Origin of the sequence: Streptomyces sp. NPDC059897, assembly GCF_042730865.1 — a bacterium.
Taxonomy (GTDB): Bacteria; Actinomycetota; Actinomycetes; order Streptomycetales; family Streptomycetaceae; genus Streptomyces.
Genome location: NZ_JBHWKQ010000033.1, coordinates 8,316 through 22,518, shown reverse-complemented (window position 1 = coordinate 22,518; position 14,203 = coordinate 8,316). Strand labels below are relative to the sequence as shown.

Annotated in this window: 12 protein-coding genes; 9 read left to right on the top strand and 3 right to left on the bottom strand. The window is 73.0% G+C overall.

All coding sequences use genetic code 11. From position 1 onward, the window contains the following. Positions 1-36 precede the first annotated feature (36 nt). Positions 37-1,122: an ADP-ribosylglycohydrolase family protein gene (locus tag ACFV9W_RS29060; protein WP_385766468.1), complete on the bottom strand. Its 1,086-nt coding sequence runs from the start codon at positions 1,120-1,122 to the stop codon at positions 37-39. A gap of 188 nt (positions 1,123-1,310) precedes the next feature. Between ACFV9W_RS29060 and ACFV9W_RS29055 the strand changes: the two genes are divergently transcribed. Further along, positions 1,311-2,462 carry a glycerate kinase gene (locus ACFV9W_RS29055; protein ID WP_385766466.1) on the top strand — a complete coding sequence of 384 codons (1,152 nt, stop codon included), beginning with the start codon at positions 1,311-1,313 and terminating at the stop codon, positions 2,460-2,462. 40 nt (positions 2,463-2,502) lie between these two features. Here ACFV9W_RS29055 and ACFV9W_RS29050 read toward each other — a convergent pair whose 3' ends face one another. Next, on the bottom strand, positions 2,503-3,699 hold the full coding sequence (locus ACFV9W_RS29050) for a PucR family transcriptional regulator (protein WP_385766463.1): 1,197 nt from the start codon (positions 3,697-3,699) through the stop codon (positions 2,503-2,505). Positions 3,700-3,979: 280 nt separating this feature from the next. On the opposite strand from ACFV9W_RS29050, the gene ACFV9W_RS29045 reads away from it, so the two are divergent. The 5 genes from ACFV9W_RS29045 to ACFV9W_RS29025 are packed head-to-tail and all read left to right on the top strand — an operon-like array spanning position 3,980 to position 8,882. Next, positions 3,980-4,810: an ABC transporter ATP-binding protein gene (locus tag ACFV9W_RS29045; RefSeq protein ID WP_385766460.1), complete on the top strand. Its 831-nt coding sequence runs from the start codon at positions 3,980-3,982 to the stop codon at positions 4,808-4,810. Further along, entirely contained in the window at positions 4,807-5,598 is a 792-nt protein-coding gene (locus ACFV9W_RS29040; RefSeq protein ID WP_385766457.1) for an ABC transporter ATP-binding protein, read from the top strand. The genes ACFV9W_RS29045 and ACFV9W_RS29040 overlap by 4 nt, the downstream gene beginning before the upstream one ends. Next, positions 5,595-6,494: a branched-chain amino acid ABC transporter permease gene (locus ACFV9W_RS29035; RefSeq protein ID WP_385766455.1), complete on the top strand. Its 900-nt coding sequence runs from the start codon at positions 5,595-5,597 to the stop codon at positions 6,492-6,494. The genes ACFV9W_RS29040 and ACFV9W_RS29035 overlap by 4 nt, the downstream gene beginning before the upstream one ends. 55 nt (positions 6,495-6,549) lie before the next feature. Further along, complete coding sequence (locus ACFV9W_RS29030; RefSeq protein WP_385766630.1) at positions 6,550-7,611, top strand: branched-chain amino acid ABC transporter permease; 1,062 nt, start codon at positions 6,550-6,552, stop codon at positions 7,609-7,611. Next, a complete protein-coding gene (locus ACFV9W_RS29025) occupies positions 7,608-8,882 on the top strand; it encodes an ABC transporter substrate-binding protein (protein WP_385766452.1) in 1,275 nt (424 codons plus the stop codon). Before ACFV9W_RS29030 ends, ACFV9W_RS29025 begins: the two co-directional genes overlap by 4 nt. Here ACFV9W_RS29025 and ACFV9W_RS29020 read toward each other — a convergent pair. After that, on the bottom strand, positions 8,831-9,691 hold the full coding sequence (locus ACFV9W_RS29020) for a PaaX family transcriptional regulator C-terminal domain-containing protein (RefSeq protein WP_385766449.1): 861 nt from the start codon (positions 9,689-9,691) through the stop codon (positions 8,831-8,833). The genes ACFV9W_RS29025 and ACFV9W_RS29020 overlap by 52 nt on opposite strands. 109 nt (positions 9,692-9,800) lie before the next feature. Here ACFV9W_RS29020 and ACFV9W_RS29015 point away from each other — a divergent pair, with 109 nt between their 5' ends. The 3 genes from ACFV9W_RS29015 to ACFV9W_RS29005 all read left to right on the top strand — a co-directional run bounded on the left by ACFV9W_RS29015 (position 9,801) and on the right by ACFV9W_RS29005 (position 13,954). Beyond that, a complete protein-coding gene (locus ACFV9W_RS29015; RefSeq protein ID WP_385766446.1) occupies positions 9,801-10,973 on the top strand; it encodes an LLM class flavin-dependent oxidoreductase in 1,173 nt (390 codons plus the stop codon). Continuing rightward, a complete protein-coding gene (locus tag ACFV9W_RS29010; RefSeq protein WP_385766444.1) occupies positions 10,973-12,052 on the top strand; it encodes a zinc-binding dehydrogenase in 1,080 nt (359 codons plus the stop codon). The genes ACFV9W_RS29015 and ACFV9W_RS29010 overlap by 1 nt, the downstream gene beginning before the upstream one ends. A gap of 126 nt (positions 12,053-12,178) precedes the next feature. Then, complete coding sequence (locus tag ACFV9W_RS29005) at positions 12,179-13,954, top strand: ABC transporter ATP-binding protein (protein WP_385766441.1); 1,776 nt, start codon at positions 12,179-12,181, stop codon at positions 13,952-13,954. Positions 13,955-14,203 lie beyond the last annotated feature (249 nt).

Below are 14,203 nucleotides of genomic sequence, written 5' to 3'. Positions count from 1 at the left end.
CGTAGAGGATCGCGGACGGGAAGGGCGGCGCGGGTCTCAGTGCTGCGCCAACCCCGCCGTCCGGGCGGCCAGTTCGCTGATACGGGCGCCGTCGAAGCCGAAGACCGCGCTGCGGACCCGGTCCTCGAGCGGCTCGGTCCACTGCAGAGGGATCGCGGCGGCGCCGCACAGCACCCCCGCGAACGAACCGGCCGTCGCGCCGTTGGAGTCCGTGTCCAGGCCGCCCCTGACCGTCAGCGCCACGGTCCGGGTGAAGTCCCCGTCGCCGTACAGCAGCCCCGCGGTGATCACCGCGGCGTTCGGCACCGTGTGGATCCAGCCGAGGCCCGCCGTCTCCTTGGCGACCGTGGCCAGGGTCTCCTCCCAGGTCAGCCGCGAGTCGTGCAGGGAGGCCGTGCGGCGGACGACGCGGGCCAGGCGGCTGCTCGCGGGGATCACGCAGAGCGCGGCGTCCAGGGCTGCGCGCGGGGTCGGCGCGGTGAAGGCGGCGGAGATCAGGGCGGCGGCCCACATCGCGCCGTAGACGCCGTTCCCGGTGTGCGAGAGGACCGCGTCGCGGCGGGCCAGGGAGGCGGCGCGGCGCGGGGCGCCGGGGCTGGTCCAGCCGAAGACGTCCGCGCGGATCAGGGCGCCGATCCACTCCTGGTGCGGATTGTCGTACGTCGCCGTGAGCGGGGGCTTGAGGCCGTTCGCGAGATTGCGGTACGCGGCGCGCTCCGCCGTGAACGTCTGGAGGTAGGGGAGGCGCAGCAGCCACAGCTCGCCGACCTGCTCCGTCGTGAACGAGAAGCCGTGGGTCTCCAGGAGGTGCAGGCCGAGCACCGCGTAGTCCACGTCGTCGTCGCGGCAGCTGCCGTGGATGCGGCCGCGCACGCACTGGTGCCACTCGGGCCGCAGCGCCGACGCCACCTCGTCCGACGGCGGCTCGGGCAGGTAGTCGGTCAGCGGCAGGGCCTCCGCCTGCCGCAGATAGCGGTCGATGCGCTCGCGCGTCCACACCTCGCCCTGCTCCACCGGCTTGCCGAGCATGTTGCCGGCGATCCGGCCGAGCCAGCCGCCGAGCACACGGTCGGCGAGGGCGCTCTCGGTGAGGTCGGTGAGCCGGGGGCCGGTTGGCGTCATGAGACCGGTGTACCCGCTTTTGAAGATCAACGGTCGTACTGGTTTGCGGCTCTTTGTGCGAATATTCCGGCCGCGATCGGCGGTCCGGGGACCGGACGGCCATGGGCAGCGGCCCCCTCCTGCGGTTAAGGTCGCAGCGGCGCGACTGCCTTGCCTCGAGCAAGGCGCAACAGCAAGGGGAGAGCAAGGTGGCGGACGCTGCACACACCGCGCGGCACGTGTTGATCGCGGCGGACAAGTTCAAGGGCTCGCTCACCGCGGTGCAGGTCGCACAGCGTGTGACGGCGGGTCTGCACCGGGTCGCGCCCGAGGTCACGGTGGAGTCCGTGCCGGTCGCGGACGGCGGGGACGGGACGGTGGCGGCGGCGGTCGCGGCCGGGTTCGAGCGCCGCGAGGTCCCGGTGACCGGGCCGCTCGGCGAGCCGGTCGTCGCCGCGTACGCGCTGCGCGAGGGCACGGCCGTCGTGGAGATGGCGGAGGCCTCAGGACTCCAGCTGCTGCCCGAGGGCGAGTTCGCGCCGCTGACGGCGACGACGTACGGGTCCGGCGAGGTGATCACCGCCGCGCTCGACGCCGGAGCGCGCTCGATCGTGTTCGGCGTGGGCGGCAGCGCCACGACCGACGGCGGCGCGGGCATGCTGTCCGCGCTCGGCGCCCGCCTGCTGGACGCGGACGGCAATCCGGTCGGACCGGGCGGCGGCGCCCTCGCGAACCTCGCATCGGCCGACCTGTCCGGGCTCGACGCGCGCCTCGCCGACGTCGATCTCGTCCTGGCGAGCGACGTCGACAACCCGCTCACAGGCCCCAAGGGCGCGCCCGCGATCTACGGGCCGCAGAAGGGCGCCACCGCGGACAACATCGCGGAGCTGGACACCGCGCTCGCCCACTTCGCGAAGGTGCTCTCCGAGTCCATCGGGCCGAAGGCGCTGGAGTACGCCCAGTCGCCGGGCGCGGGCGCCGCGGGCGGCATCGGGTACGGGGCGCTCGTCGGCCTCGGCGCGAGCTTCCGGCCCGGCATCGAGGTCATGCTCGACGTCCTCGGCTTCGCGCCCGCCCTGGAGCGGGCCGAGCTCGTGATCACCGGCGAGGGCTCGCTGGACGAGCAGACGCTGCACGGCAAGGCCCCGGCGGGCGTCGCCGCGGCGGCGCGGGCGGCGGGCGTCGAGGTCGTCGCCGTGTGCGGACGCCTCGCGCTGGCGCCGGAGGTCCTTGGCCGGGCCGGGATCCGCCGGGCGTACGCGCTCACCGACGTGGAGCCGGACGTGGCGCGCTGCATCGCCGAGGCGGGGCCGATCCTGGAGGACGTGGCGGAGCGCATCGGGACCGACTTCCTGCGCTGAGCGGGGCGGGGCACGGCGGCGTACGGCGTGCCCCTGCCGCTCACCCCGGTGACAGCCGGTACGCGTCGAGCGCCAGTGTCATCTCCATCAGGTCGCGGGGCCGCGACAGCGAACGCGACGTCAACTGCTCCAGCCTGCGCAGGCGGTTGAAGACCGTGTTGCGGTGGCAGTACAGGCGGCCCGCCGCCCGTCCTGCCGAGCCCTCGCACGCCAGCCACGCGTCCAGCGTCTCCAACAGGACGGCCCGGTCGGCCGGTTCGAGGGCCAGGAGCTCGCCGAAGACGCCCGCCACCAGGCGCTGCGCCAGGTCCGGCTGGCTCACCACCAGGGCCGTCGGCATCCGCTCGTCCAGGCGGACCACGCCCGTCGTGTCCGGAGGGCAGGTCCGCAGCGCGAGTTCGGCGAGGCGGCGGGCGTGGCCCAGCTCGGCGAGCCCCTTGACGACCGGGCTGACCCCGCCGGGACCGGGGCAGCGGCCGTCGAGCAGCGCCGCCAGATCGTCCAGCGTGCGGCCCGCCCCGAGCGCCGCGACGCCCACCTCGCAGTCCGCCCGCATCCGCCACACGAACCGGAACCGCTCGTCCTGGATCCGCCGGTGGAACGCCTCCCGCCCGCCCTGCCGCTCCACCCGGAGCACGACGACCGCGTACCGGCCGTGCTCGGGCAGGTCGAGGCCCGCCGCCGCGCGCGCCGCGAGGCCCGGCGCCGGACGGCCGTCCAGGAGCGCGTCGAGCAGCGCCTGGGTCTGCTCGTCGGTGCGGCGGCGCAGCTCCAGCTCCGTGGCCCGGTACGCCTCGGAGGCCGCCTCGGCCTGCGCGTCGACCGCGGCCCAAACCATCGTCGCCGAGCGCATCAGCGCCTTCAGGCGGGCCGGTTCGCCGCCCGCGCTCTCCATCAGGGCGTCCCAGACCAGATAGCCCGCGTTGCGGTACGCGTGGATCAGGAGGTCGAGCGGCAGCCCCTGCCCGGCCCGGCGCCGGCCCGCGTCCTCCGCGTACACCAGGTCCCTGCGCGGCGAGTCGCGGGGCGCCGAGATCGTCTCGATGCCGATCCGCATCGCCTGCTCGGCCTCCCGCCACTGCGCGTCGTACGGCAGCACGCGCGCGTAGACGTCCGAGTACGCGAAGAGCTGCCGCAGATGCTCGTCGACGAGCTCCGGCACCCGGTCGAGCAGCGTGCCGCACGCCTCCTTGAGCAGCTGCCAGTCCTGGCCCGTGCGGTGCTTGCGTGCGCCCATCGCCCCTCCCCAACGAACCGTCCGGCCCCGGCGGCAGCGGCTGCGGCCACGGCGTGACGAGCCTTAAAGCAACGGCAAAGAACTCACCCGCTTGTGCGGAGGATGCCACCCGCCCGGCGTCACCGGCAGGCCCCTGACACGCGGTCTTGTGCGCGGGCACAACCGGGGCGGGCGGGCGCTGGGCCCGCGCAGCGATTCCCGGGCCGCCCGTGGACGGGCCGTCCGCGCGGTGCTGTCGTGAGCGCCACCGGTCCAGGGAGGGACGCACACAGTGACCGATGTGAGCAAGGCAAACGAACCAGGGCTCGTCGTCGACGACGTGTCCGTCGGCTACGGGCCCGTCCGCGCGCTGCGCGGCGTGACCCTGGAGGTGCCGGCGGGCTCCGTCGTGGCGGTGCTCGGCGGCAACGGCGCGGGCAAGACGACGCTGCTGCGCGCCGTCTCGCGCACCCTCGGCTTCCACGGCGGGGCGGTGACGGCCGGCACCGTGGACTTCGGCGGGCGCCGGATCGGCGGACTGTCCGCCGACCGGGTGGTGGCCGCCGGGGTCTGCCAAGTACCGGAGGGGCGGCGGGTGTTCGCGCGGATGACCGTCGCGGACAATCTGCGGGCCGGGGCGCTCGGCTCGCACGGATCGCGCGCCGACAAGGCGGCGGCGCTGCGGCGCGTGCACGAACTGTTCCCCGTCCTCGCCGACCGGGCGCAGCAGCGGGCCGGGCTGCTGTCCGGCGGCGAGCAGCAGATGCTCGCCGTGGGCCGCGCCCTGATGGCCGCGCCGAAACTGCTGCTCCTGGACGAGCCGTCGCTGGGCCTCGCCCCGCTGATGGCCGCCCGGATCGCCGACACGATCCGCGAGATCAACGCCCAGGGCGTGTCCGTCCTCCTCGTCGAGCAGAACGCGGCGCTCGCCCTGCGGCTCGCCTCGCACGCGTACGTCCTGGAGGTCGGCGAGATCACCCTGCACGGCCGCGCCGACGAACTCGCGGGCTCCGACGAGGTGCGCCGCCGCTACCTGGGCGTGGTCGACGAGACGGCCGCCTCGGACGCCGCGGCCGCGACCGGCGGGTCCGCGCACACGCCGACGCTGAGCCGTTGGGGAGGCGCGCGATGACCGACGTACCGCCCCTGCACGTCAGGGACCTGACCGTACGGTTCGCGGGCCTCACCGCCCTCGACGCCATCGGCCTGACCGTCGAACCGGGCACCGTGCACGCCGTCATCGGCCCGAACGGCGCGGGCAAGTCCACCACCTTCAACGTCCTCTCCGGCGTCTACCGGGCCACCTCGGGCACCGTCCACCTCGGCGAGCGCGAACTCACCGGACTGCCCCCGCACCGCATCGCCGAACTCGGCGTCGCCCGCACCTTCCAGAACCTCGCGCTGCCGCCGCACACCACTGTCGCCGACAGCCTGCTGCTCGGCCGGCACCGGCTGACCCGCGCGGGCTTCGTCGCGGCGGGCCTGCGGCTGCCGTCGGCGGCCCGCGAGGAGCGCGCCCACCGCGAACGGGTGGCGGAGATCGCCGCGTTCGTCGGCATCGCCGATCAACTGACCACACCCACCGGCTCGTTGCCGTACGGCGCGCAGAAGCTCGCCGAACTCGCCCGCGCCCTGTGCATGGAGCCCAAGATCCTCCTCCTCGACGAACCCGTCGCCGGCATGACCGCCGACGAACGCCGCCGCACCGCCGCCGTCATCGCGGGCGTCCGCGACAGCCTCGGCATCTCCATCGTCCTCGTCGAGCACGACATGGGCGTCGTCATGCGGCTCGCCGACGAGGTGACGGTCCTCGACTTCGGCCGCCGCATCGCGGGCGGGCCCCCGGAGCGGGTGCAGAACGACCCGGCGGTGGTCCAGGCGTACCTGGGCGCCCCCGAAGAGCCGGAGGCCTCCGCATGAGCGATCTCACGACGTTCCTCGAACTCCTCATCAACGGCGTCTCGATGGGCTCCGTCTACGCCCTCATCGCGCTCGGCTTCGTCGTCATCTTCCGGGCCACCGAGGTCGTCAACTTCGCCCACGCGTCGCTGCTGCTCGCCGGCGGCTACGTCATCGCGTCGCTCCACGACGACCTCGGGTTCTGGCCCGCGGTCGGCGTCGGCATCGCGGCCGCGGCCGTCGTCGGCGCCGCCGTCGAGTTCCTCGTGATGCGCCGCTACCGGGGGCGCGACCACAGCGTCCTCGCCATCGTCACCATCGGCGTCGACATCCTCCTGACCACGGAACTCACCCGCCGCCTCGGCACGGACGTGCTCGCCATGGGAGACCCGTGGGGCGACGCCGTGCTCACCGTCGGCGGTGTGTCGATCGCGCACACCCGGATCGCCGCGCTCGCCGCGGCGGCCCTGCTCATCACCGCGTTCCTGCTCACGTTCCGCTACACCTCGTGGGGCGTCGCGATGCGCGCCGCCGCGGAGAGCAGCGAGACCGCCGCGCTGATGGGCGTACGGCTCGGCCGCGTGTCGCTCGGCGCGTGGGCGGTGGCGGGCGGGCTCGCGGCCGTCGCCGCGCTGTTCCTGACCGTGTTCCCGACGCCGGGCCTCGAACGGGCCACGTCACTGGCGGCGCTCAAGGCCTTCCCCGCCGCGATCCTCGGCGGCCTCGACTCCACGACTGGGGCGCTCGTCGGCGGGCTCATCGTCGGCGTCACCGAGTCCCTCGCCGCCGGCTACCAGAGCGAACTCGCCTTCATGGGGCGCGGCCTCGGCGACCTCGCGCCCTATCTCGTGATGACCGTGATCCTGCTGCTGCGGCCCTCGGGGCTCTTCGGGACGAAGGAGCTCGCCCGTGTCTGACGTACTCGCCTCGGATGCCCCGCCCACCAAGTCCCGTACCAGCAATGGCAGTTCATTGCGCACGCTCCTCTCGCGCCGCCGTACGTACGTCATCGCGGCCTGCGCCGTCCTGCTGCTCGCCCTGCCGTTCTACCTGGAACGCTTCTGGCTGCAGGCCGGACTGTTCGCCATGGCCGCGGCCATCGGTGCCATCGGCCTCAACCTGCTGACCGGCGCGACCGGCCAACTCTCCATGGGGCACGCCTTCTTCCTCGCCGTCGGCGCCTACGGGTACTGCGTGTTCGCGGGGGAGCGGGGCCAGACGATCAACGGGCTCGGGCTTCCGCCGTGGCTCGCCGCCGTGCTCGCGGTGCTCGTCGCCGGCGTCGCGGGCGGCCTGTTCAGCCCCATCGCGGGCCGCCTCAAGGGCGCGTACCTCGGCATCGCGACCCTCGCGCTGATCTTCATCGGGCAGCACGTCCTGTTCAACGCCCAGGATCTGACCGGCGGCGCCAACGGGCGCGACGTACCCGCCATGAGCCTGTTCGGCCTCACCTTCGACGAGAGCGAACTCGCCGTCGCCGGCGTGCCGTTCGGCGCCTCCGAGAAGCTCTGGTACCTCGGCCTGCTGCTCACCCTCGGCTGCGGACTCTTCGCCCGCGGCGTGCTGCGCGGACGGCCGGGACGCGCCCTCAACGCGATCCGCGACCACCGGATCGCGGCCGGGGTGCTCGGCGTGCCTGTGGCCCGCTACCGGGGCTTCGTCTTCGTGCTCTCGTCGATGTACGCGGGGCTCGCGGGCGTCCTGCTCGCCCTGGTCTTCCAGCGCACCGTGCCCGACTACTTCGGCATCACGCTCTCCCTCGAATACCTCGCCATGATCGTCATCGGCGGCCTCGGCTCGGTGGCGGGCGCCGTCGTCGGCGCGGCCTTCGTCTCGCTGCTTCCGCAACTGCTCACCCGGTACAGCGACGCCCTGCCCCTGGTCTCCGCCCCCGGCACCGGCGGCGTGGCCCCCGGCGAGGCGTCCCGCTATCTGTACGGCGCCGCCGTCGTGGCGGTCGTCCTTTTCCTACCCGGCGGACTTGTGCGGCTGACCGCCCAGCGAGCCAGGAAACACCCTCAGGAGGACGCATGAACCCAAGGAACGGCCGCACCCGCACGCTCACGGTGACCGCGGTCGCCGCGCTGCTCGCGCTGACCGCCGCGTGCAGCTCCAAGGCCAAGGACGACGACGGCGACAAGCAGAGCGCGGGCGGCGTCAAGACCGGCAAGGGCATCACAGGCAAGACCATCAACCTCGGCGTCCTCACCGACATGACCGGCGTCTACGCGACACTCGGCAAGTCCGTCACACAGGCGCAGCAGCTGTACGTGAAGCAGTTCAACGCGGCGGGCGGCGCCTGCGGCTACAAGGCCAAGCTGACGGTGCGCGACCACGGCTACGACCCGCAGAAGGCCGTCGCCGCGTACACCGAACTGGCGCCCGACGTGCTCGGCTTCCCGCAGTTCCTCGGCTCCCCGTTCGTCGCCGCCGTCAAGCAGCGCATCGACGGCCAGGACAAGGCGCTCGTGCTGCCGCAGGCCTGGTCGGCGCACCTGCTCGGCAGTAAGTATGTGCGCGTCATCGGCTCGACGTACGACATCGAGACGATCAACGCGATCGATTTCCTGATGAAGGAGAAGGGCCTGAAGAAGGGCGATAAGCTCGGCCACGTCTACTTCGAGGGCGACTACGGCGAGAACGCGCTGCAGGGCTCGACGTACATGGCGAAGCAGGCCGGGATCACCGTCGTCGAGCAGAAGATCAAGCCGACCGACAACGACATGACCGCCCAGGTCGCCGCCCTGAAGAAGGCCGGCGTCAAGGGCGTCGTGATCAGCGCGGGCCCGCGCCAGGCGGCCTCCCTCGTCGGCGTCGCGGCGGCGGCGAAGCTGAACGCGCCGATCATCGGCAACAACTCGGCGTACTCGCCGCAGCTGCTCGGCACGCAGGCGGCCCCGGCCCTCCTGAAGAACTACTGGGTCGCCTCGCCGTCGCTGCCCATCGGCGCGGACACCCCGGAGGCGAAGAAGCTGGTGGCCGACTACAAGAAGGCCTATCCGAAGGACGCGCTCGACAACGGCGTCGTCGCGGGCTGGACCGCCGCGGCCGTCTTCGGCGAGGCCCTGAAGAAGGCCTGCGAGAGCAAGGACCTCACGCGCGAGGGCGTCGACAAGGCGCTGCTGTCGCTGAGCGACTTCGAGAACGGCTTCGGCGTCACGCAGGACTTCTCCGACCCCAAGGCCCCGTCCTCGCACGGATCGGTGATCCTCCAGCCCGATAAGTCCGCGGTCGGCGGCATGAAGGTCGTCCGTCAGCCGTCCGAGTCCGAGGAGGCCAAGGGCTTCACTCCGAAGGTGAGCTGACGCCAGTACGTGTCGGCGGGCGCCCGCAGCGCCCGCCACGCGTCGACGAACAGCCGGGTCGCGGCGCGGCCCGGCCAGTCGTGCGGAAGCAGCGCGTCGGGCAGCCGCGGATCGCGCTCGAACGTGGTCCGCCAGGCGTGCACGAGCCGCGTCCGCGCCACGAACGCGGCCTCCGGCCCCTGCACCTGCCCGGCACGGTCCCCGAACCGCGCCAGAAACCCCTCATGAGCGCGCCGTACGTCACCCAACTCCCAGGTCCTGCCGACCAGGTCGGCATCGTCCTCGGCCCGGCACGTCAACCACAGGGCGTGTGGCGCGAGCCCCTGCTCCCGCAGCAGGCCCTTCAGCGCGGGCACGCCGCCGGGGTCGGCCGCACACCACAGCCCGGCCCCCAGCGACCCGAAGCCCTCGAACGCCAACTGCTGCTCGACCAGCGGTCGTTCGCGCCAGGCATCGGCGGGCGGACGCAACAGCAACTGCTGCCACTCGCCGTTCCACGGCGTCGGGTCCACCGCCCGCTCAAGGCGGTGCGTCCACGCGGTGAGCAGCCGTATGAGCCGGGGTTCCAGCACAAGCTGCGTGTGGCGCCCCGCCCGCCGCGAGCGCAGCCAGCCCTCCTGCGTGAGCCGGCCGAGCGCCCGCCGCGCCGCCGCGTCACCGATCCCGCACGCGCCAAGGGCTCCCACGACGGCCCCGGCCGCCACCCGCTGATCGCCCGGGTACCGCACGTACTCGCCGAGGACGGTGAGCGCGAGCGTGCGCGCGCTGGGTGAGCCGTCGTGGTGCCGCCGCGTCCTGGGACTCTCCAACTCCCCGCTTCCTCTCCGTGTGTTGACCTCTCGGCCGCGCCGATATAGGACGTAAGAAGTGCAAGCCTCGACCTTATGTCCTACGTCCGGCACGGCGAAAGGCGTACGAGTGCAGCAGGCACCCCAACTCCCGGCCCGGTTCGGCGCGTTCCTCGCCCCGTACCACGGGCTCGACGGCAGCCCTTCCCTCCGCATCCGCCAGGACCTCGACCTGGTCCGCGCCCTCGACGGCCTCGGCTTCGACGAGGCGTGGATCGGCGAGCACCACTCCGCCGGCTACGAGACCATCGCCTCACCGGAGGCGTTCATCGCCGCGGCGGCCGAACTCACCCACCGCATCCGCCTCGGGACGGGCGTCAACTCCCTCCCGTACCACCACCCGCTGATGCTCGCGGACCGCCTGCTCCAGCTCGACCACCAGACGCGCGGCCGCGTCATGCTCGGCGCGGGGCCCGGCCAGCTCGCCTCCGACGCCTTCATGATGGGCATCGACCCGATGAAGCAGCGGGACATGATGGCCGAGGCGCTCGACGCGATCGTCCGCCTGGCGCGCGGCGAGACGGTCACGGAGAAGACCGACTGGTACGAACTGGCGGAGGCTCGCTGCCAGTTGGGCCCCTACCGTCCGGCCGCGGGCCTGGAGATGGCGGTCGCCTCGACGGTCTCGCCCTCCGGCTCGGTCCAGGCCGGCCGGCACGGCATCGGCCTGCTCTCGCTCGCGGCCGGCGACCCGGCGGGCCTCGCGGCGCTGCGCGGGAACTGGGAGGCGTACGACAAGTCCTGCGCGCGCAACGGACACGTGGCGGACCGGGCCGCCTGGCGTCTGGTCGTCCCGATGCACCTGGCCGAGACGCGGGAACAGGCCCGCGCGGAGGCGGCGCACGGGGTGCGTCACCTCGTCCGCTACATCGAGGGCCTGTCGGGCGCGACGCTGCCGTGGGGCCGCGAACCCGCCGACGCCGTCGAGCAGTTCACCACGGACGGCTTCCCGGTCTTCGGCGTCGCCACCATCGGCACACCGGACGACGCGATCGCCCGCGTCGAGGCGCTCGCCGAGGCCTCCGGCGGCTTCGGCACGCTGCTCCTGCTCGACCTGCCGCTCGCCACGCAGGAGGCGAAGCGACGCTCGTACGAACTCTTCGCCGACCACGTGGTGCCGCACTGCACCGGGGCGAACACGCGGCGCGCGGCGTCGATGGCGTGGGCGCACGCCAACAGCGAGCGGTTCGTCGGGGCGATGCGCGCGGCGGTGCAGGCCGCGGTCGAGAAGGGGGCGTCGTGATGCGCGCCGCCGTGCTGCGTGACGGGGACCTCCATGTCGCCGACGACGTGCCCGAACCCGTACCGGGCCCCGGTCAGGTCCTCGCGGCGCCCCTCGCGACCGGGATCTGCGGCTCCGACCTCTCCGCCGCCCGGCACACCGAGGACTTCCTCAAGGCGTCCCGCGACTCGGGCACGGAGTCCTTCCTCTTCGACCCGGACGCCGACCTCGTCCTCGGCCACGAACTGTGCGCGCGGGTGCTGAGCCCGGGGGAGTGGCAGGGCCGGGCCGTGGTCGGCCTGCCCTGGGCCGTCGACGCGGGCGGCACGATGCGCACCATCGGCTACGCCACGGACTTCCCCGGCGGCTTCGGCGAGCGCGTCGTCCTGTCCGAGGCCGCGCTGATCCCCGTGCCCGACCATGTGCCGCCGCACGTCGCGGCGCTCACCGAACCCCTCGCGGTCGGCTACGGCAACGTCGCGCGCGCCGACCCCGGGCCGGGCTCGGGAGCCGTCGTGATCGGCTCCGGCCCCATCGGCCTCGGCGCCCTCGCGGCACTCGTCGAACGAGGCGTGGCACCGGTAGTTGTGTCCGAACCATCCCCGCGCAGAAGGGAGTTGGCCGGCCACTTCGGAGCGCACGTGGTCGTGGACCCCACGACCACGGACCCCTTCGACGCATGGCGCGAGGCATCGCGGAAAGGCCAGCAGCTCAAGGTCCTGGAGTGCTCCGGCCGCGCGGGCATGCTCAACGAGATCCTGCACAGGGCGCCCCGCGAGACACACGTCCTGCTCATCGGCGCGTGCATGACCGAAGACGTCTTCCGCCCGGTGGTGGGCCTCTACAAGGACATCACGGTCACGATGTGCATGGCGTACCCGCCGAAGGAGTTCGCGCGCACCCTGGACCGGATCGCCGACGGGACCGTGGACGCCGCCGCGCTCATCACCGGCGAGGTGGGCCTCGCCGGCGTCCCCACGGCCCTCGCCACCCTGTACGCCCCCGACGACCACGTAAAGGTGCTGGTCCGCCCCGAGCTTCCCGGCACGGGCCTGCACGGCACCCGACCCGCCCGAACCCGGCCGATACGCATGCCATGACTCCGAAAACGTGTGGACCGACCACCCTGCGTCACGGGACACTCCGATTCCCGGCCCCCACCGCGGCCGGAAGCCCACACCCGCCAACACCCAAGGGACGGGATCGGATTGACCTCATTACGCGTAGTGCCACCGAGCCGCGGCTCGGTACTGCTCGCACTCCGCTACTACGGACGTGAACTGGCCGACGCACGCCGGTTCGCGATTCCCGCGATGCTGCTGCCCGCGCTCGGCAACATCGGCATCTTCTACCTCGCGCCGCTCGTCGTCGCCAAGCTCGTCGGCCACCTCGCCGACGGCGGCGAGCGCGGCACCCGCGCACTGCTGCCGTACGTCCTCGCCTTCGCCGGTGTGCTCCTCGCCGCCGAGGCACTGTGGCGCATCGGCTTCCACTGCATCAACCGGCTCGAAGCGCGCGCCATCTCGCGCCTCTACGTGATCGGCATGGACGAGCTGTACGCGAAGGACGCCACGTTCTTCCACGACAACTTCGCCGGCGCCCTCACCAAGCGCGTCCTGAGCTTCGCCTCCCGCTTCGAGGAGTTCGCCGACGTACTGATCTTCAACGTGATGGCCAGCTTCGTACCGATCATCTTCGGATCGGTGGTGCTGTGGCGCTACGAGCCCTGGCTCGTCGTCGTGCTCCTGGCGATGATCGCGATCACCGGGCTGTGCGTGCGGCCGCTGATCCGGCGCCGCCAGAAGCTGGTCAACGCGCGCGAGGCGGCGTTCACCCACATGTCGGGGCACGTCGCCGACAGCCTGATGAACATGGAGACGGTCCGCGCCTTCGCCGCCGAGGAGCGCGAGGCCGCCGAGCACCGGGAGCGGGTCGCGGACGCGCGCGGCCACATACTGCGCGCCTGGGACTACGGGAATCTGCGCGTGGACACCCTCGTCGCGCCGCTCTCCGTGCTGACCAACGCCCTCGGACTGCTGCTCGCGGTCGCCCTCGCGGGCAACGGGCAGGGCGTCGAGGCGATCGTCGTCGCGTTCACGTACTTCACCAACGCGACCCGGATCATGTTCGAGTTCAACCAGATCTACCGGCGTCTGGAGCGCGCCATGACGGAGGCGGCCCAGTTCACGGAGCTGCTGCGGGACAAGCCGAAGGTGCTCGACCCGGCCGAGCCCGAGGAACCGCAGAAGACCTCGGCCGCCGCGGTCCGCTTCGAGCGGGTCGCGTACACGCACGCCGGAGCGGAGCCGCTGTTCACGGGGCTCGACCTGACCGTGCCCGGCGGCACCCGCCTCGGCCTGGTCGGCCGCTCGGGCGGCGGCAAGACCACCCTCACCCGCCTCCTCCTGCGGATGATGGACATCGACGGCGGCCGCATCCTGATCGACGGCCAGGACATCTCCAAGCTGCGCCAGGCCGACCTGCGGTCCCTGATCGCGTACGTCCCCCAGGAGCCGGCCATGTTCCACCGCACCCTGAGCGAGAACATCGCCTTCGCGCGGCCGGGGGCGAGCGAGGCGGAGGTCCGGCGGGCGGCGGAGGCGGCGCACGTCACCGAGTTCGCCGACACCCTGCCGGAGGGGTTCGACACCCTGGTCGGGGAGCGCGGCATCAAGCTCTCCGGCGGCCAGCGCCAGCGGGTCGCGCTCGCCCGCGCGATCCTGCGGGACGCGCCGATCCTGCTCCTGGACGAGGCGACCAGCGCGCTCGACTCGGAGAGCGAGCTGCTCGTGCAGGAGGCCCTCTGGCGCCTCATGGAGGGCCGCACGGCGCTGGTGGTCGCCCACCGCCTGAGCACGGTGGCGGGCATGGACAGCCTGGTCGTCCTGGACCACGGCCGCATCGTCGAGCAGGGCAGCCACACCGAGCTCCTGGCCGCCCACGGCACCTACGCCAAACTCTGGCAGCACCAGTCGGGAGGCTTCTTGGAGGAGGCGGCGTGAGCCCCATCGAGGGTGCCGGCTGCGCCGGGGGCCGCCTTGCCCACCCTGCCGCCCAAGGCGAGACGGCATCGACCAGTGCCGACCAATTGAGCCCCTGCGGCGATTGAGCAGCGGGGTCCGGGGCAGAGCCCCGAGACCGCAACACCGTCGCCGCTGACACGCACAAAAAGTGGTGGGGGCGGGGCCAAAGACGGAGGGGCCGCCCCCACACAACCCCCCCGGGCGCGGCCACAACCGCGGGGGCGCGGG

What these genes read in the sequence shown, in the direction of transcription:
- ACFV9W_RS29035 (WP_385766455.1), top strand. Translation starts at nt 5,595, where the DNA reads ATGAGCGATCTCACGACGTTCCTCGAACTCCTCATCAACGGCGTCTCG.
- ACFV9W_RS29050 (WP_385766463.1), bottom strand. Translation starts at nt 3,699, where the DNA reads ATGGGCGCACGCAAGCACCGCACGGGCCAGGACTGGCAGCTGCTCAAG.
- ACFV9W_RS29025 (WP_385766452.1), top strand. Translation starts at nt 7,608, where the DNA reads ATGAACCCAAGGAACGGCCGCACCCGCACGCTCACGGTGACCGCGGTC.
- ACFV9W_RS29010 (WP_385766444.1), top strand. Translation starts at nt 10,973, where the DNA reads ATGCGCGCCGCCGTGCTGCGTGACGGGGACCTCCATGTCGCCGACGAC.
- ACFV9W_RS29060 (WP_385766468.1), bottom strand. Translation starts at nt 1,122, where the DNA reads ATGACGCCAACCGGCCCCCGGCTCACCGACCTCACCGAGAGCGCCCTC.
- ACFV9W_RS29040 (WP_385766457.1), top strand. Translation starts at nt 4,807, where the DNA reads ATGACCGACGTACCGCCCCTGCACGTCAGGGACCTGACCGTACGGTTC.